Consider the following 18,148-nt stretch of genomic DNA (forward strand, 5'->3'; position numbering starts at 1 on the left):
CGATCGAGCACACACCGTAACGTCGACGTCACGTTCGCGGTACGGCCGTGCGAGGAGGGGGATCCGGCGTGCCCGGAATCGACGAGAGTCTGCTGGAAGCCATGCGCCTGCCCGGGGCGCGTGGCGCCCTGGTGGTCGACTGGATCAGCGGGCTCGCCCTGGGCGCGGTGGGGGAGGCGCCGGGCGGCGACGTCGAGGCGACCGCCGCCGAGACCGCCGAACTGGCCCGCCTGGCGGTGGAGAGCGGCGCCCTCGCCCCCGCGCACGCCGGCCGGGGCAAGGAACCGCCCGTGGAGGACCTGATCCTCACCACCGCGGACGCCTTCCACCTGCTGCGGTTCGTCGTCACGACCTTCGACAGCACGGTCTTCCTGTTCCTGTGGCTGGACCGCGCCGACGGCAACCTCGCCCTGGCCCGCATCCGGCTGGCCGAGATGGCGGACCGGATGGTGCTCGGATGACCGCTGCCGCCGCCCGCGCGGACGGGTCCGCCCCCGAACTGCTGGACACGCTCGCCGCCGACCGGGCCACCGGGGCGCTCACCACGCGCTCCGGGATCTTCTACCTCGCCGCCGGACGCGTGGTCCACGTCGAGTCCGCCCACAGCCCCGACCTCGGCGACCTGCTCACCCGCAGCGGCGCCCTGGCCCCGGCGGGCTGGTGGGAGGCGGTCGAGCGGGCCGGGGCCCGGCAGCGGGTCGGCCGCCAGCTCGTGGACAGCGGGCGCCTCACCGCGGGCGCGCTCGAACTGGCCCACCTGGGCGCGCTGTTCGACGCGGCGTACTTCGCGCTCGCCCACGACGGCACCGCCCTGCGCTTCCGCCCCGGGGTCGCGCACTGGCTCGGCGCGGTCCGCCCCGTGCCGGTCGCGACGGTGCTGCGCGAGTCGTACCGCCGCCGCGCCCTGCTGGACCGCATATGGCCCGACCCGGCCGTCGACACCGCGCCGCTGACCCGGTCGCCCGACGCCGACCCGGGGGCGCTGCCGCCCCGCAGGGGCCGCGCCCTCGCCCTGGTCGACGGCGGACGCACCGCCGCGCAGATCGCGTCCGCCCTCGCCCACCGCACCTTCCACACCCTCGTCGAACTGCGCCGGCTGGCCGCCGACGGCCTGGTCGCCCCCGCGCCCGCCCCGCCCGTCCACCCCGTCCCCGGCGCGGGCCGCGCCGACTGGGACGAGCCCGACACAGCGCTGCTGAGACGGCTCCTGGACGCCTTGGAGGCACTGTGATCCGCACGCGCCGGCAGCGTGCCGAAAGGAGACTGCTCATGGCCGTCGAGACCGACGTGCTGGACGAACTGCGTCGGCTCCGCACCCGCGTCCCACGACTGGCGGGCTCCCTCGCGGCCACCGTCGACGGACTCGTCCTCGCCCACGACGTGCCCGGCACCGAACCCGAGGGGCTCGCCGCGCTCACGGCCGCCGCGCTCGGCGTCGCCCACCGGATGACGGACGCGGCCGGCCGCGGGGACTTCCGCGAACTCCTGGTCCGCGGCGGCCTCGGCTACATCGCCACCTACGCGGCCGGCACCACCGCCGTGCTCACCCTCCTCGCCGACGACCGGGTCAACGTCGGCCGGCTCCACCTGGAGGGCCGCCGCAGCGGCGCACGGATCGCGGAACTGGTGGACGCCCGCATCGGCCCCGGCGGCGGACGCCACGCCGACCGGCCCGCCGCCCACCAGGGCGCCGGCGCCCCGGACCCCGCCGACCGGTCCCGGCCCATCGGCACCCTCCCGGTGCGGACCCCGCAGCGGCCCGCCCACCGGCCCCGGCCCCAGACCGGCGGCTGACCGACACCTCACCCCCGGCCGGACGCCCGGACACCGACGGCGCCGGCCCGCACCACCCTTCACGATCCGGAAAGGACACCACTCATGGCCAACACCGAGACGTCGCTCAAGGAATGCCTCAGCTCCATCGACGGCGCGACGGCCGCCGCGCTCGTCGACTACACCAGCGGCATGGCCCTCGGCACCCTGGGCGGCGGCAAGGAACTCAACCTGGAGGTCGCCGCGGCCGGCAACACCGACGTGGTGCGGTCCAAGCTGCGCACCATGGAGCTGCTGGGCCTGAAGGAGGAGATCGAGGACATCCTGATCACCCTCAACAGCCAGTACCACCTGATCCGCCTGCTCAAGGGGCGCGGCGGCAACGGCCTCTTCCTCTACCTGGTGCTGGACTCCAACCGGGCCAACCTGGCCATGGCGCGGCACCAGCTGCGCCGCATCGAGAACGAACTGGAGGTCTGACACCCCCCGGCCGGTCCGCGGCCCCGCCTTCCGGCGCGCGGGGCCGCGGACGTCGCGGACGGGCACGGGACGGTTCCCGTGCGGTGGTCCCCGCCGGACGCGCGTCCCGCTCGATGCCGTACCGTCACGGTCACTGGACCGTGACCGAGGCCCGCCCCGGGAGACGCCGGGCGGGCGGTGCCGGAGCGTGGGGACAGGAGGCACACGGGTGACAGACGCCGGGCGGGACACGACCCCGGAACGGGACGAGGACGTGCGCGTACGGCTGCCGCAGCTCAGGCTCGACGAACTCCTGGAGGAGCTGCAGGCGCGCATCGACGCGGCCCGCGGCACCCGCGACCGGGTGCACAGCCTGCTCGAGGCGGTCCTCTCCGTCGGCCGGGAACTGGAACTGGAGCAGGCGCTGCACTCCATCGTGGAGGCCGCCGCCGCGCTGGTGGACGCCCAGTACGCCGCCCTCGGCGTGATCGGCCCGGACGGCAGGCGGCTGTCCGCCTTCCACACCGTCGGCGTCAGCGAGGAGGAGATCGCCCGCATCGGGCACTTCCCGGAGGGCCACGGCATCCTCGGCGAGCTGATCCGCCACCCGGAACCGCTGCGGGTGGCCAAGCTGTCCGAGCACCCGGCCTCCTACGGCTTCCCGCCGCACCACCCGCCGATGAACACCTTCCTCGGCGTCCCGATCCGCGTCCGCGACCAGGTCTTCGGCAACCTGTACCTGACCGAGAAGCGCGGCGGGCTGCAGTTCGACGAGGAGGACGAGTCGGTCCTGTCGACCCTCGCGGTCGCCGCGGGCGTCGCCATCGACAACGCCCGCCTCTACGAGGACTCCCGGCTGCGGGAGCGCTGGCTCCAGGCCAACGCCGAGATCACCCACGGGCTGATGTCCGGCAGCGAGCGCGGCGAGGCCCTGCTGCTGGTCGCCGAGCGCGCCCGCGAGATCACCGGGGCCGCCCTCGCCGTCGTCGCGGTGCCCATGCCCGGCACCGGCTCGCTGACCGTGGAACTGGCCCTCGGGCAGGACGCCGAGACCCACCGCGGCCTCGTCGTCCCGGCCGGGGACAGTCTGCTCGGGCGGGCGTTCGCCGCCGCCGCCCCCGTCACCTCCGCCGACATCGCCCACGACGAACGCGTCTTCCGGGGGCCGCAGACCTTCACCGGGCTGGGCCCGGCCGTGGCGGTGCCGATCGGCGGCGAGCACGGCGTGCGCGGCATCCTCCTGCTGGTCCGCGCGGTCGGTCGCCCCGTCTTCACCGACAAGGAGATCGAACCGCTGCGGGGCTTCGCCGCCCAGGCCGCCGTGGCGATGGAGCTGGCCGAGCGCCGCCAGGACGCCGAACAGATCGCCGTGCTCGAGGAACGCGACCGCATCGCCCGCGACCTGCACGACCTGGCCATCCAGCGGCTGTTCGCCACCGGTATGACGCTGCAGAGCGCCGGCCGGTTCATCGAGCACGAGGGGGCCTCGGAGCGGGTGCTGCGGGCCGTCGACGACCTCGACGAGACCATCAAGATCATCCGGTCGACCATCTTCGGGCTGCGCTCGCGCGAGCCCGCGGGCGGCGCCGGGGCCGGCCTGCGCGCCCGCGTCGTACGGCTGGTCGGGGAGGCCGCCCCGCTGCTGGGCTTCGCGCCCAGCGTGCGGATGGAGGGCCTGATCGACACCCACGTCTCCAAGGAGGCCGCCGACCATCTGGTGGCCGTGCTCTCCGAGGCGCTCACCAACGTCGCCCGGCACGCCCGCGCCGGCCACGTCCAGGTGGCCCTGGAGACCGACGGGCGCGAGGTGCGGCTGACGGTCGCCGACGACGGGGTGGGCCTGCCCCCCGGCGGCCGGCGCAGCGGGCTGCGCAACATGGCCGAGCGCGCCGAGCAGCTCGGCGGCTCCTTCGACGTCCCGGACACCCCCGGCGGCGGCACCACCCTGGTGTGGCGGGCGCCGGTGGGCGAGCAGTAGCCCTCTCTCCCCGGCGGTGTGTGGTGCGCTCCGGCCGGGGGTACTCGGTGCGCCGTTCCGGTCGCGGCGGGACCGCCCGGCCCTCCCCGGCCGGGAGGACTCGCCGCCGGTGACGGCGCCGGGCCGCCGCGGCACCCCGGCGCCCTCGTACGGGGCCGTACGGCCGTGTGCGTGGCGGTCGTCGGCGGGAGGAGCGGCGAAGTGACGGGCTGGACCTGGCAGTACGAGGGCTACGACCCCGCCGACGAGCGTCTGCGCGAATCGCTGTGCACCCTCGGCAACGGCTACTTCGCCACCCGTGGCGCGCTGGCGGAGTGCACCGCCGACGAGGTGCACTACCCGGGCACCTACGCGGCCGGCGTCTACAACCGGCTCGTCTCCGCGGTCGGCGGCCGGCAGGTGGAGAACGAGGACGTCGTCAACCTGCCCGACTGGCTGCCGCTGCGGTTCCGGCTGCCCGGCGACGACTGGCTGACCCCCGACACCGCGACCGTCCTGGAGCACGCCGTCACCCTGCACCTGTCCTCCGGGCTGATGGAGCGCCGGACCCGCTACGGGCTCGGCTCCGGGGGCGCGCTCCTGGTGCGGCAACTGCGGTTCGTCCACATGGCCGACCCGCACCTCGCGGGCCTGCGCACCGAGTTCACCGCCGAGGGGTTCTCCGGGCCGCTGGAGGTCGAGGCGGCACTGGACGGGGGCGTCACCAACGCCGGGGTGGCACGCTACGCCGACCTGGACGGCCGCCACCTCACCCATGTGCTCACCGGCAGCTCGCGCGGCGACACGGTCTGGCTGCGCTGCCGCACCCGGACCTCCGACATCCGCGTCGCCCTCGCCTGCCGGCTGACCTCGCCCGCGTCCGTCCTCGTCCGGCACGACCGGCCGCGCGCGGTGCAGGCGACCCGGCTGGAGCTGGCGGCCGGCCGGACCCTCACCGTCGACAAGGTGGTCGCCCTGCACACCTCCCGCGACCCCGCCATCAGCGACCCGCTGCACGCCGCCGTCGACCGGGTGCACCGGGCGGCCGGCTTCGACGAGCTGCTGGCGCCCCACCTGACGGCCTGGCAGCAGCTCTGGCGCCGAGCGGAACCGGACGTGCCCGACGAGGCGGGGCGCATCCTGCGGCTGCACCTCTTCCACGTCCTGCAGACCCTCTCCCCGCACACCGCCGACCTGGACGTGGGGGTCCCGGCCCGGGGCCTGCACGGAGAGGCGTACCGGGGGCACATCTTCTGGGACGAGCTGTTCGTCCTGCCGTACCTGAACCTGCACTTCCCGGAGGTCTCCCGGGCGCTGCTGCACTACCGCCACCGGCGCCTCGAGCGCGCCCGCACGGCCGCCCACGACGCCGGGCTGCGGGGCGCGATGTACCCGTGGCAGAGCGGCAGCGACGGCCGTGAGGAGACTCAGCAGCTGCACCTCAACCCGCGCTCGGGCCGCTGGCTGCCCGACCACTCGCACCTGCAGCACCACGTCGGCTCGGCGATCGCGTACAACGTGTGGCAGTACTGCGAGGCCGCGGGCGACGAGGAGTTCCTGCACACCAAGGGCGCGGAGATGCTGCTGCAGATCTCCCGCTTCTGGGCCGGCTCCGCCGCCTTCGACGACCGGCTGGGCCGGTTCCGCATCAAGGGCGTGGTGGGGCCCGACGAGTACCACGAAGGCTACCCGGACGCCCCCGAGCCCGGACTCGACGACAACGCGTACACCAACGTCACGGCCGCCTGGGTGCTCGCCCGCACCGTGGAGGTGCTGCGCCACCTGCCCTACCCGCGCCGCCGCGAGCTGGCCGAGCGCACCGGCCTCGACGAGGCCGAACTCGACCACTGGGACCATGTCTCGCGCACCCTGCACGTCCCCTTCCACGACGGCGTCATCAGCCAGTTCGAGGGGTACGGCGAACTCGCCGAGCTGGACTGGCGGGGCTACCGGCGCCGGTACGGCGACATCCGGCGGCTGGACCGGATCCTGGAGGCCGAGGGCGACACCGTCAACCGCTACCAGGCGTCCAAGCAGGCGGACGTCCTCATGCTCGGCTACCTGTTCTCGCCCGCCGAACTGCAGGGCGTCTTCCGGCGGCTGGGACTGAGCCTGGACGAGCGGACCTGGCGGCGCACGGTGGACCACTACCTGCACCGCACCAGCCACGGCTCCACCCTCAGCGGCCTGGTGCACGGCTGGATCCTGGCCCGGGCGCGCCGCGCGGACGCCTGGAAGTTCTGCCAGGAGGCCCTTCAGTCCGACATCGCCGACATCCAGGGCGGCACCACGGGCGAGGGCATCCACCTCGGCGCCATGGCCGGCACCCTCGACCTGGTGCAGCGCGGCCTGACCGGCCTGGAGACGCGCGGCGGAGCCCTGTGGCTCGACCCCGTGCCCCTGCCGGAGCTGTCCTCCTACGGCTTCACCGTCCGCTACCACGGACACTGGGGCGTGCGGCTGCGGCTGGAGAGCAGGCTGCTGGAGATCACCGTGCCCGCCGCGGGCCACTCCCCGATCGAGGTGCACCTGCCCGGGCACCGCGCGGTCCGCGTGGACCCGGGCGAGACGGCCCGGCTGGCCCTGCCGGAATGACGACGCCGGACGCCCGGCCGGTGCGGAACCGGCCGGGCGTCCGGCGGACGGGCCCGTGCCCCGGGCCCGAGGGGGTCAGGCGCCGCTCTCGCGGAGCATGTCCTCACGCTCGACGATCTTCACGCGCTCACGGCCCTGCGGCTCGCCCAGCGCCTTCTCCGCCGCGTCCAGGCGGTACCAGCCGTCCCAGGTGGTGTAGCGGACGCCGCGCTCGGCGAGGAACGCGTCCACCGCCTCGGGGTCCGGGGAGCCGGGCGTGCCGAGCCGCCCGTGGGCGTAGTCGTCCAGCAAGTTGGCCACGGTCTCGTTGGCGTCGCCCTTGGTGTGCCCGATCAGGCCCACCGGACCGCGCCGGATCCAGCCGGTGACGTACGTCGACGCCAGGTGCTCGCCGGTCTCCTGGATGACCCGGCCGCCCTCGTCGGGGACGGTCCCGGACTCGATGTCCCAGGGCAGCTTGGGCAGCTTGTCGGACAGGTAGCCGACCGCGCGGTACACCGCGGTGACGTCCCAGTCCTTGAACTCGCCGGTGCCCTTGACGTTGCCGGTGCCGTCGAGGGCGGTGCGCTCGGTGCGCAGGCCCACGACCTTGCCGTCCTCGCCGAGGATCTCGGTGGGCGACTCGAAGAAGTGCAGGTACAGCTTGTGCGGACGGTCGCCGGCGTCGCGGATCGCCCAGTTCTCCAGGGTCTTGGCGACCATGTCGGCCTGCTTGTTGCCGCGCCGGGTGGCGATCGAGCCGTCGTCGTAGTCGATGTCCTCGGGGTCGACGATCACCTCGATGCTGGGGGAGTGGTCCAGCTCCCGCAGCTCCATCGGGCTGAACTTCGCCTGCGCCGGGCCGCGGCGGCCGAAGACGTGGATCTCCATCGCCCTGTTGGCCTTCAGGCCCTCGTAGACGTTCGGCGGGATCTCGGTGGGCAGCAGCTCGTCGGCCGTCTTGGCGAGGATGCGCGCCACGTCCAGGGCGACGTTGCCGACGCCGAGCACCGCGACCTTCTCCGCCTCCAGCGGCCAGGTGCGGGGCACGTCCGGGTGGCCGTCGTACCAGGACACGAAGTCCGCGGCGCCGTAGGACCCGTCCAGGTCGATGCCCGGGATCGGCAGCGCGCGGTCGGCCATGGCGCCGGTGGCGAAGATCACACCGTCGTAGAAGGCGCGGAGGTCGTCGAGGTGGACGTCGGTGCCGTAGTCCACGTTGCCGAACAGGCGGATCTGCGGCTTGTCGAGCACCTGGTGCAGGGCGGTGATGATGCCCTTGATCCGCGGGTGGTCGGGGGCGACGCCGTAACGGATCAGGCCGAACGGCGCCGGCATCCGCTCGAAGATGTCGATGGACACACCGGGATCGGCGGCCACGTCGGACTTGAGCAGGGCGTCGGCGGCGTAGATCCCGGCGGGGCCGGATCCGACGATGGCTACCCGCAGGGGGCGGGGCATGGTCAGGTTCCCTTCGAGCGATGACAAGCGTCTCGCGGGAAAGCCTAAACTGAGGCTTGCCTTACCTGGTACGCGGGTCCGGTCTATGGTCTCATAAGCCGATCTTATGTCCCGCCCCCAGGTGATCTTATGGGGCGGCGCCAGGGCCCTCACGGAGCCCTCAGGGCAGGTTCTGCTCCGCCCAGATCACCTTCCCGGCGGGCAGGTAGCGCGTGCCCCAGCGCTCGGCGAGCTGCGCGACCAGGAACAGTCCGCGCCCGCCCTCGTCCGTCATGGTCGCGTACCGCAGGTGCGGGGCGGTGCTGCTGCTGTCGTAGACCTCGCAGATTAGGTGACGCTCGTACAGCATCCGCACCTGGATGGGCGCGGCGCCGTGCCGCATCGCGTTGGTGACCAGCTCGCTGAGGATCAGCTCCGTGCCGAACGTCAGCTCCTCCAGCCCCCACTCGCCGAGCTTCCGGGTCACCGCCGCCCGCAGCTCGCCCACGGCCGCCGGGTCCGACGGCACCGGCCACTGGGCGATCCGCCCGGCGGGCAGCGCCCGGGTCCGCGCCACGATCAGCGCGATGTCGTCGGCCGCCTTCGCGGGACACCGGGCCTCCACCACCGCCCGGCACGTCTCCTCCGGGGAGTCCCCGGCGCCGGCCAGGGCCTCCCGCAGCCGCTCCAGACCGACGTCGATGTCGTGCTCGCGGTCCTCGACCAGTCCGTCGGTGTACAGCACCAGCCTGCTGCCCTCCGGCAGGTCCAGCTCGGCCGACTCGAACGGCAGGCCGCCCAGGCCCAGCGGGGGACCGGCGGGCACGTCCGGGAACTCCACGCGCCCGTCCGGCCGGACCAGCGCCGGCGGCGGATGGCCCGCGCGTGCCACGGTGCAGCGCCGCGCCACCGGGTCGTACACGGCGTACAGGCAGGTCGCGCCGATGACCGGGGCGACGTGCTCGTCCTGCGCCTCGTCCTGGTCGATCCGGCCGACCAGCTCGTCCAGCAGCGCGAGCAGCTCGCCGGGCGGCAGGTCGAGCGCGGAGAAGTTGTGCACCGCCGTGCGCAGCCGGCCCATGGTGGCCGCCGCGTGCAGCCCGTGCCCGACGACGTCGCCGACCACCAGCGCCACCCGGGCGCCGGACAGCGGCAGCACGTCGAACCAGTCGCCGCCCACCCCGGCCTGCGCGGGCAGATAGCGGTAGGCGATCTCGAGCGCGTTCTGCTCGGGCAGCGTGCGCGGCAGCAGACTGCGCTGCAGCGTCACCGCCATGCTGTGCTCGCGCGTGTAGCGGCGGGCGTTGTCGATGGACACCGCGGCCCGCGCGACCAGCTCCTCCGCCAGCGCCAGCTCGTCGTCGTCGAACGGCTCCGGCTTGCGCGCACGCCAGAAGCTGACCACGCCCAGGACCAGCGAGCCGGCCCGCAGCGGCACCGTGATCAGCGAGTGGATGCCGTACTCCACCACCTGCGCGGAGCGCTCCTCGTCCTGGGCATGCCAGCCCGGCGCCTTGTCGAGCCGCGGCTCCAGCACCGCCCGGCCGGTCGTCAGGCTGCGGCCCTGCGGGGACGACTCGACGAAGCGGATCTGCTGTTCCCTCGGGTACAGCGGGGCGTCGTCGGCGACACCGGTCCGGGCGGTGCGGCGCAGCGCGGCGGCCGCGTCGGGGTGGCCGCCCCCCAGCACCGACTCGAACAGGTCCACGGTGACGAAGTCGGCGAACCGGGGCACGGCCAGGTCCGACAGCTCCTGCGCGGTCCGCGCCACGTCCAGGCTCGTGCCGATGCCCACACCCGCGTCGTAGAGCATGTTCAGCCGCTCGCGGGACTCCTCCGCCCGGCCGGACAGCGCCCGCAGCTCGGTGGAGTCGCGGACGGTGGTGACGCTGCCGCGGTGGCGGCCCGCCGGGTCGGTGGGACGCTGGTTGACCGCGAGCAGCCGGTCACCCACCAGAAGCACCTCGTCCGTGGCGACCCGGCCCGAGGACAGCAGCTCCGTCGTGGCCGGATCCAGTCCCAGGTCCCGGACGTGCCGGCCCTCGGCGTCCTCGGGGAGGCTGAACAGACGGCGCGCCTCGTCGTTGGCGAGCAGCAGCGTGCCGTCGTCGTCGAGGATCATCACGCCTTCGCGCACCGCGTGCAGCACGGCGTCGTGGTGTTCGTACATCCGGGTCATCTCGTGCGGGCCCAGGCCGTGGGTCTGGCGCAGCAGACGTCTGCTGATCAGGGCCGCGCCGCCGGTCGCCAGGGCCAGCGCGGCGAGCGCCGCGCCCAGGACCAGCGGAAGCTGCGCCTCCGTCACTCCGCCGACGTTCTCCGTGGTGATGCCGGCCGACACCAGGCCGACCACCTCGCCGTCCGGGTCCTCCACCGGCACCACGGCCTGCACGAGGTGTCCGATGGTGCCCTCGATCTCCTCCACGACCGGCTCGCCGGCCAGCGCGGGCTCGATCGTGCCGACGAACTGCTTCCCGATGCGGTCCGGGCGGGGGTGCGTGTAGCGGATGCCGTCGGTGTTCATGACGACGACGAAGTCGACGTGCGACCGCTCGCGGGCGGCCTCGGCGCGCGGCTGGAGCACGGCCGTGGGGTCGGGGGACTCCAGCGCCTCGACCGTGCCGGGGGCGTTGGCGAAGGTCTCGGCGACGGCGAGGGAGCGGCCGCGGGCCTCCTGCGTGCTGTCCCGCTGCACCTGAAGCACCAGTGCCACCACGGCGGCGACGACCAGAAGCAGCACCATCACCAGGTGCAGGACGAACACCTGTCCGGCGACGCTGCGCCCGCTCACCACCGACCGCAGCCCCGCCACCGGATGCCACCCCGAGCGACCGCTCTCCTGCCGCCGGCGCCGCACGGAGGCCGCCGCGCCGGACCGCTGGGGCGACCGGGTCCGGGATCGACCCATGAGTCGGACCATGTGCCATGTCTACACTGCCGCGCCGATGGAGGCGAGGGTAGGCCGCTGCCGCGGGGCCTCGCGAACCCGCCGTTCGCCCCGTCAGGGGCGCATCCGCACCGGCGCGGGATGCAGTGAGGCGCGCCGGACGCAAGGCGCGAGAGACAGTGCACGCGTGCGTCGCAAAAGCACGCGGGTCGCGCGCGGCCTTCCCCCTCGGCCGCGCGCGACCCTCCCCCCGACGCGCGACTCGTCCCCCGAACAGTCGCGCGTCTTCTCGGCCGGGCCCGCCCCGTGCGGGGGCGTCCCGGAGTGTGCGGGCCCGTAGGACGGGCTCATGGCCCCGGGCTTTCCGTGCCCCTGCGCCCCGTCGGCGCGGGGACGGTACGGGAACGGCCGGAACCGGTGGTTCAGTCGGCCAGCGCCCGCGCCAGCTCCGTGCTGGCGCGCGCGATCTCCGTGTCCGGCTCGGCCAGCAACCGGTTCAGCTCACCGCGCCGGGCGCGCACCGCCTGGCGCGCGGCCCGCTCCCACACCACCGGGTTCTCACGGCGGTTCAGCAGCTTGGGGTACGCGGCGGCCGTGCTCTCCCACTGCCGGGCGTCGGCGATGGCCTTCAGCAACTGGATGATCCCCGCCCGGACGGTGACGTGCGGCAACTGCGCCAGCTCCCAGAGGAACGGGACCGTCGCGGCGGTCGCCTGCTCCGTGACGAAGCCGTACTGGCAGATCCGTTTCCGCAGATCCTCGAGGGCGGCCCGGGCCGTGTCGGCGTCGCCCCAGGCGATGCCGTTGAGCAGGAGGGGAATGGCGGCCGCCGATCCGGTGGAGTCCTGCATGTCGGCCCACGGCACCTGGGACAGGGCCGTGAGGGGAGTGGACCGTGCCACTTTGGTGGGGGGCGTGTGGCGCACTGGGCGCTCGCTGCTCGGCTGTTCCGTAGAAGCGCTGCGCATGGCGTGGGTGCCTTTCCGCGGCAGTCGTGTCAGATGGGCGGGCGGGTGGACAACCGGGCCCGCACCGTCTTGCCCGCCGGGGCGGCGGGGGACCAGCCCCGCGCCTCGGACAATGCGTCGACGGTGCGGAGCCCCCGGCCGCGCTCCTCCGGGCCGGCGTCGCCGCCGGGGGAGTGCCGCACGGGCGGGGGGTCGTCGGGGCCGGAGGCGGTGAGCAGCGGGCGGACGGCCGGCTCGGTCATCACCAGGATGGCGTCGTCGCCGCACTGCCGCAGCGACCGGTCCCCGAGGGTGTCGCGGGTGAAGGACCGCGCTCGCGCGAGGCCCTCCCCGCTGCAGGCGATGCTCGCCGCCGCGTGGGGGGCGGCGGGCACCGTCGACAACGGGGACCCGTCCTCGTACGGCACTGTCGGCAGCGGGCCGAACGGCCCGGCACCGGCGCCACCGGCCGGCAGGACGGCCGAGGCCGACGACCGGAACGTCAAATGCGCAGGTGATGACACGGCATCTCCTCGATGCGACGTCAGGACGGGGCGCTCCCACAGGGGTTGACGCCACGGCTATTATCCACGCTGTCAGCGCTCTCGTGCAATTGCACGGGAAATTGCGCGAGGTTTTTCGCCAAGCGCGGTGACGGCCGTGCGCGGCGGGACGAGATCAGCGGCAAGGAGACAGCGGTGCCTGGAGTGCGGAACGGAGTGCGGGCCAGTCAGTTGGACGCCCGCTGGATAAAGAGCCGGCACAGCAACGCGGAAGGCAACTGCGTCGAGGTCGCGCCGTTGTCCGGCGGCGACGTCGCGATGCGCAACTCCCGCGACCCCGACGGCCCGGCCCTCGTGTACACCACCGCCGAGCTGGCCGCCTTCCTGGCGGGAGCGAAGGACGGCGAGTTCGACCACCTCGTCCGATGACGGGCCCCCGCGCCCGATGACCGCCGTGCGGCCGGCGTCGGCCCTCGGGGGCGGCGCCGGTGAGGCGGAATGCAACTGCCTTGTTCCGGTCGGCATGTCGCATCCGGATGCCGTCAGGCAGCATCAGATGCGATAGTGTGAGTCGCCCTTGTGCCGGTCTGCTGGGAGTCAGGATGTCCGCCGCGTCGCATCGCATCTCCCGTCTGGAACCCTACCTGGACAGGCCCGAGCCCGCGCCTACCTTGCTCAAGATGCTGGTGGGCGTGCAGCTGGCCGGTTTCCGTGAGGACGCCGGGCTGTCCCAGGACCAGGCGGCCCGTTCCGTCGGCTTCAGCGGTGCCAAGCTGTCCCGCATCGAGTCCGGCAAGGGCCGCCGCCCGCCGGTCGAGGCCGACGTGCGGAAGCTGCTCGACCTCTACGGCGCCGACGCCTACGCGGCCTCCGTCCTCCTCAAGCTGCTCCGGCGGGCCGGCGAACCGGGCTGGTGGCAGCGGTACGACAAGCGGCTGATGCCCGAGTGGTTCGACCGCCTGGTCGGACTCCAGGAGGCCGCCGCCACCATCCGCACGTTCGAGATCCAGTACGTCCCCGGACTGCTGCAGACCGCCGACTACACCCGCGCGGTCGTCGAGCGCGGACTGCCCAACGCCCCGGCGAGCGAGGTGCAGCGGCGGATCGAGCTGCGCATGCGCCGGGCCCGGCTGCTGCTCCGCGAGGACGCCCCGCAGCTGTGGGCCGTCATCGACGAGTCGGTCCTGCTGCGCGTCCTCGGCGACCGCGCCGTGATGCGCGAGCAGCTCGAGCACCTCGCCGCGATGGCCGAGCGGCCGAACGTCACCCTGCAGATCGTGCCGCTGGACGTCACCAACGCCTCGGCGCCCGCCATTCCGGTGACCTATCTCCGCTTCGACGGCCTCGACCTGCCCGACGTGGTCTACCTGGAGCACATCGGAAGCGCCAACTTCCTCGAGGACCGCGACGAGACCGAGGGGTACCGGATCGTGCTCGACCGTCTCGCCGACGAGGCGCTCACGCCCCGCGCGTCCGTCGAGATGCTGCGCCGTACGATCGAGGAGCGCTACGCCCGCTCCTGACGAGCGTCGTGCCCGAGGCGTCCGCCGCCCGGACGCACCGACGCCCCTTCCGGTCCCACGAAATCCGGTGAGGGGCGTCGCGGGACCGGGAGAGCTACCCGGGTATCCGGCCCACGCCGCCGAACTCGATCCACTCCCGCGTGAGCTGAACGGGCGCCACCTCCGTGTCCGGACGCCAGGTGGACACCTCCACCAGGCCCGGGTCGAGGATCTCCAGCCCCTCGAAGAGCGCCTCGACGTCCTTCTCCTGGCGGACCCGGCCCCAGCGTCCCTGGGTCGCCTGGTCCATGAAGCCGGTGACGAAGTCGCGGACCTTCTCGTCCTCGCTGACCAGCTGGCACATCACCATGAAGCTGCCCGGCGCGAGCCGCTCGCGCACCCGGTCGGCGACGGCCTGCGGACCGTCGGTGTCACTGTCCGGAATGCAGTGGAAGACCGAGTTGAACAGCACGCAGACCGGCTCGTCGAAGTCGATCAGCCGCCGGGTCTCGGCATGGCCGAAGATCCTGTCGGTGTCGCGCATGTCCGCCTGTATGACCACCGTGCGCTCGTCCTGCTCCAGCAGGGCCCGGCCGTGCACCAGCACCATCGGGTCGTTGTCGACGTACACGACGTGGGTGGCGGGGTCGATGCGCTGCGCCACCTGGTGGACGTTGTCCTGCGTGGGCAGGCCGGAGCCGTGGTCCAGGTACTGCCGTATCCCGTACTCCTGAGTGAGCGTGCGGACCACGCGCTGCAGGAAGCGCCGGTTGTTCAGGGCCAGCCGGCGGGTGCTCGGCACCACCTTGTCGAGTTCCTCGACCGCGGCCCGGTCCGCGGCGTAGTTGTCCTTGCCGCCCAGGTAGTAGTCGTACATACGCGCGGCCGTCGGCACGGTTGCGTCGATCTCGGTGGACAGCTGCTTACCGGCGTGCATCGCTCCCCCTGCGGAGTACCGCGCCAACTGGACTGGCTGGACAGGAAGTACATCCTAGGGAGGGCCGAACGTCCCTTGCCAGCCCGTCGGTGAACATGACCCCGAAGGAATGGTGAGGATGCGTCAGTTCGTCACTCCGGGTGGCGTGATGCGTGTGGGGAGTGAGGATCCGGCCGGTGAGGGAGGGGACGGACGCCCGCCTCGCGACAGCTCCGCACCGTGAGGGCCGGGCCGCCGTGGACAGCCCGCCGGACCGGATCACCGGCCTCTGGGGCGTGCGTACCCTCTTCACGCGCACGGCGCCCCTGCCGGTCCGCACCTGGCGGACGGGGTGACGCAGGAGGACGCCTCTCCGGAGTGCCCGCTCCAGTTGATCACCGGCCGGACCGTCCGCCCCTTCCCCACCCGCACCGGGACCGGCCGTGCGCCCGGGCCGAACACCGCCGTGCCAAACGTCCGGGGGGAGATCTCCCGGTGGAGGCCGTCGTGCGGGGCCCGGCCGACGGTGACCTGGGCCGTCACCGCCCCGCGCGGGGCGCTCCGGGACCGGCCGCGGACCGTGGCGGACCGTGGCGGCGTGGTGTTCGTGCCGTTCCCCTGCGGCTGCCGGGACACCCCGGAGGGCCGCCGGCCGCCCGCCCCGGACGCGCCGCCGACGAGACCACGGCCGCCGACGGGGACCCGCTGTCCCGGCAGCCCCTGCTCGAGACGGCGGCGGCCCGCGTCACCCCGGCCGCCCGGCACGGGGCGCCGCAGCGGCAGGACGCGGACGGCGCGAGCGCGGGGAGCACGGCGTGAGCGGCATCGGCATCACCCCGCGCGCCTCCACGACGGCGAGCGCGGCCTGGAGACGGATCCGTTCGCCGTCGCCGAGCGGCACCGCGCCGAGCACGAGGCGCACCACGTCGCCACCGGCGTCGCCCGCCGGCCCCGGGAGCGCGCGGCCCGGCCGCCCCCGGACCCGGTCACGGCGTCGAGCTGCCCGGCCCTCGCGGCCGCACCGCGCCCGGCACGCCCGCAGCCCTGCGCGAGAAGGCCGCCCGGGTCCTCGGGCGGCGCCCGGAGACCGGGGGCTCCTCCTGGAGGGCCTGCGCGCCCCGCGCCCGGCCGCCGTCCGCGACTCCCTCCCCCCCCGGAGATGCTCGCCCGGACCGGGCAGGCCGTCCGCGGCCGGGCCCTGCCGGGTCCGGCCTCCGGCCCCCTCCCGCGGACGCTGTGACGGGCGCGCTGGACCGACACGATGATCAAGGCGCTGTCGCCGCACCTCCTCGTCGGCGTCCGGCCTGCCCCGGGACCGGTTCCGCGGTGCGCCTGCGGGGCCGCCGGTGCCCCACTATCGTCGGTTTCGTCCCCACGGGACGCCGGTCGCCCGACGAGCGGCGGCCGGCCCGGCCGGACCCCCGGGAGGCGGGCACCATGGACGGCTACTACGACCTCGGCTCCTACGGACGGCCCGTGTCGACGACCTCCCCCGAGGCCCAACTCTGGTTCGACCGCGGGCTGATGTGGACCTACGCCTTCAACCACGAGGAGGCGGTCGCCTGTTACCAGAAGGCCGTCGACGCCGACCCCGGCTGCGCGATGGCCCACTGGGGCATCGCCCACGCGCTCGGCCCCAACTACAACAAACCCTGGGAGGCCTTCGACGCCGAGGACCTCACCCGCACCGTCGAGCGCACCCACGCGGCCGTCGAACGCGCCCACGCGGCGGCCGCGGTCCGCGCCACGCCCGTCGAGCGGGCCCTCGTCGAGGCCCTGCGCGCCCGCTACCCGCAGGCCCGCCCCGAAGGCGACTGCTCGGTGTGGAACGAACCGTACGCGGACCGCATGCTCGCCGTGCACGGGAGCGCCCCCGGCGACCCGGACGTGGCCGCGCTCTGCGCCGACGCCCTGATGAACCTCACGCCCTGGCAGCTGTGGGACCTGAGGACCGGCCGCCCCGCCGACGGCGCCCGCACCGCGGAGGCCGAGGCCGTGCTCGACGGCGCCCTCGCCACCGAGGCGGGCGCCACCCACCCCGGCGTGGTGCACCTCTACGTCCACCTGATGGAGATGTCCCCGACCCCGGAGGCGGCCCTCACCGTCGCCGACCGGCTGCGCGGCGCCGCGCCCGACGCCGGGCACCTGCTCCACATGCCCTCGCACCTCGAGGTGCTGTGCGGCGACTACCGCCGGGTCGTCTCGGACAACACCGCCGCCGTCGCCGCCGACGAGAAGTACCTCCAGCGGGCCGGCGCGATGAACTTCTACACGCTCTACCGCTGCCACAACCACCACTTCCGGATCTACGGCGCCATGCTCGCCGGACAGTCCGGGGTGGCTCTCGACGCGGCCGCACGCCTCGAGGCCGCCGTGCCCGAGAAGCTGCTCCGGGTGGAGAGCCCGCCCATGGCCGACTGGCTGGAAGCCTTCCTGGCGATGCGGTTCCACGTGCTGATCCGCTTCGGCCGCTGGGACGGCATCCTCGCGCTGCCCTTCCCGGACGACCCGGAGCTGTACTGCGTCACCACCGCGATGCTGCACTACGCCCGGGGCGTCGCCCTGGCCGTGAAGGGCGACACCGGGCGGGCCGACGCCGAGCGGGAGGAGTTCCGCGCGGCCGTGGACCGCGTGCCCGCGAGCAGGGTGCTGTTCAACAACACCTGCCACGACATCCTCGCCATCGCCTCGGCGATGCTGGACGGCGAACTCGCCTACCGCAGGGGCGACCACGACACCGCCTTCGCCGCGCTGGAGCTGGCCGTCGAACGGGACGACACCCTGCTGTACGACGAGCCGTGGGCCTGGATGCAGCCCGCCCGGCACGCCTACGGCGCGCTGCTGCTCGAGCAGGGCCGGGTCGCCGAGGCGGAGGCCGCCTACCGGGCCGACCTGGGGCTGGACGACACCCTGCCCCGGCCGCTGCAGCACCCGAACAACGTGTGGGCGCTGCACGGCTTCCACGAGTGCCTGCTGCGCACCGGCAGGACCGGCGAGGCCGCGATCGTCGCCCGTCAGCTGCGGCAGGCGGCGGCGCTGGCGGACGTGCCGGTCGAGGCGTCCTGCTTCTGCCGGCTCGACACGCACGGCCCGGGGGCGGGGGAGCGCACCCCGGCGGCGGGGCGGCACGCCTGTCACTGAAGCGGCGCCGGCGGGCCCGGGTGCTGCCCGGGCCCGCCGGCGCCGGCGA

At 74.2% G+C, this 18,148-nt stretch carries 16 protein-coding genes; 11 read left to right on the top strand and 5 right to left on the bottom strand.

Features of this window, described 5'->3' with window-relative positions; all coding sequences use genetic code 11:
* Window positions 1-68: 68 nt before the first annotated feature.
* The 6 genes from ACWH4W_RS20515 to ACWH4W_RS20540 all read left to right on the top strand — a co-directional run bounded on the left by ACWH4W_RS20515 (window position 69) and on the right by ACWH4W_RS20540 (window position 6,784).
* Entirely contained in the window at window positions 69-461 is a 393-nt protein-coding gene (locus ACWH4W_RS20515) for a hypothetical protein (protein ID WP_473077165.1), read from the top strand.
* Window positions 458-1,231, top strand: coding sequence for a hypothetical protein (locus ACWH4W_RS20520; RefSeq protein ID WP_473077166.1), 774 nt, complete (start codon window positions 458-460; stop codon window positions 1,229-1,231). Before ACWH4W_RS20515 ends, ACWH4W_RS20520 begins: the two co-directional genes overlap by 4 nt.
* A 38-nt stretch (window positions 1,232-1,269) precedes the next feature.
* Window positions 1,270-1,794, top strand: coding sequence for a roadblock/LC7 domain-containing protein (locus ACWH4W_RS20525; RefSeq protein ID WP_473077167.1), 525 nt, complete (start codon window positions 1,270-1,272; stop codon window positions 1,792-1,794).
* 84 nt (window positions 1,795-1,878) lie between these two features.
* Window positions 1,879-2,253, top strand: a complete 375-nt coding sequence (locus ACWH4W_RS20530) for a roadblock/LC7 domain-containing protein (RefSeq protein WP_106411044.1) — start codon at window positions 1,879-1,881, stop codon at window positions 2,251-2,253.
* Window positions 2,254-2,461: 208 nt separating this feature from the next.
* The gene (locus ACWH4W_RS20535; protein ID WP_473077168.1) at window positions 2,462-4,210 is read left to right on the top strand and encodes a sensor histidine kinase; all 1,749 of its coding nucleotides are present in this window, start codon (window positions 2,462-2,464) and stop codon (window positions 4,208-4,210) included.
* Between the two features lie 201 nt (window positions 4,211-4,411).
* On the top strand, window positions 4,412-6,784 hold the full coding sequence (locus ACWH4W_RS20540) for a glycoside hydrolase family 65 protein (protein WP_473077169.1): 2,373 nt from the start codon (window positions 4,412-4,414) through the stop codon (window positions 6,782-6,784).
* A gap of 75 nt (window positions 6,785-6,859) precedes the next feature.
* Here ACWH4W_RS20540 and ACWH4W_RS20545 read toward each other — a convergent pair whose 3' ends face one another.
* The 4 genes from ACWH4W_RS20545 to ACWH4W_RS20560 form a co-directional block, all read right to left on the bottom strand.
* Entirely contained in the window at window positions 6,860-8,224 is a 1,365-nt protein-coding gene (locus tag ACWH4W_RS20545) for an FAD-dependent oxidoreductase (protein WP_473077170.1), read from the bottom strand.
* A 160-nt stretch (window positions 8,225-8,384) separates the two neighbouring features.
* Complete coding sequence (locus ACWH4W_RS20550; RefSeq protein WP_473077171.1) at window positions 8,385-11,111, bottom strand: SpoIIE family protein phosphatase; 2,727 nt, start codon at window positions 11,109-11,111, stop codon at window positions 8,385-8,387.
* 401 nt (window positions 11,112-11,512) lie between these two features.
* A complete protein-coding gene (locus ACWH4W_RS20555; protein WP_473077172.1) occupies window positions 11,513-12,058 on the bottom strand; it encodes a hypothetical protein in 546 nt (181 codons plus the stop codon).
* A 29-nt stretch (window positions 12,059-12,087) separates the two neighbouring features.
* The gene (locus ACWH4W_RS20560) at window positions 12,088-12,561 is read right to left on the bottom strand and encodes an ATP-binding protein (protein ID WP_473077173.1); all 474 of its coding nucleotides are present in this window, start codon (window positions 12,559-12,561) and stop codon (window positions 12,088-12,090) included.
* A gap of 174 nt (window positions 12,562-12,735) precedes the next feature.
* Here ACWH4W_RS20560 and ACWH4W_RS20565 point away from each other — a divergent pair, with 174 nt between their 5' ends.
* Window positions 12,736-12,969 carry a DUF397 domain-containing protein gene (locus tag ACWH4W_RS20565; RefSeq protein WP_369160873.1) on the top strand — a complete coding sequence of 78 codons (234 nt, stop codon included), beginning with the start codon at window positions 12,736-12,738 and terminating at the stop codon, window positions 12,967-12,969.
* Between the two features lie 173 nt (window positions 12,970-13,142).
* Window positions 13,143-14,063 carry a helix-turn-helix domain-containing protein gene (locus ACWH4W_RS20570; protein ID WP_473077174.1) on the top strand — a complete coding sequence of 307 codons (921 nt, stop codon included), beginning with the start codon at window positions 13,143-13,145 and terminating at the stop codon, window positions 14,061-14,063.
* A 94-nt stretch (window positions 14,064-14,157) separates the two neighbouring features.
* Here the strand turns inward: ACWH4W_RS20570 and ACWH4W_RS20575 are convergent, their stop codons facing one another.
* Window positions 14,158-14,979, bottom strand: a complete 822-nt coding sequence (locus tag ACWH4W_RS20575) for an SAM-dependent methyltransferase (RefSeq protein WP_473077175.1) — start codon at window positions 14,977-14,979, stop codon at window positions 14,158-14,160.
* Between the two features lie 176 nt (window positions 14,980-15,155).
* Here ACWH4W_RS20575 and ACWH4W_RS20580 point away from each other — a divergent pair, with 176 nt between their 5' ends.
* The 3 genes from ACWH4W_RS20580 to ACWH4W_RS20590 all read left to right on the top strand — a co-directional run bounded on the left by ACWH4W_RS20580 (window position 15,156) and on the right by ACWH4W_RS20590 (window position 18,099).
* A complete protein-coding gene (locus tag ACWH4W_RS20580) occupies window positions 15,156-15,314 on the top strand; it encodes a hypothetical protein (protein ID WP_473077176.1) in 159 nt (52 codons plus the stop codon).
* A gap of 139 nt (window positions 15,315-15,453) precedes the next feature.
* Window positions 15,454-15,777, top strand: a complete 324-nt coding sequence (locus tag ACWH4W_RS20585) for a hypothetical protein (RefSeq protein WP_473077177.1) — start codon at window positions 15,454-15,456, stop codon at window positions 15,775-15,777.
* A gap of 618 nt (window positions 15,778-16,395) precedes the next feature.
* Window positions 16,396-18,099 (top strand): tetratricopeptide repeat protein, encoded by a 1,704-nt coding sequence (locus ACWH4W_RS20590; protein WP_473077178.1) that lies wholly within the window; start codon window positions 16,396-16,398, stop codon window positions 18,097-18,099.
* Window positions 18,100-18,148: the final 49 nt, after the last annotated feature.

The organism is Streptomyces sp. DSM 120436 (assembly GCF_055778765.1).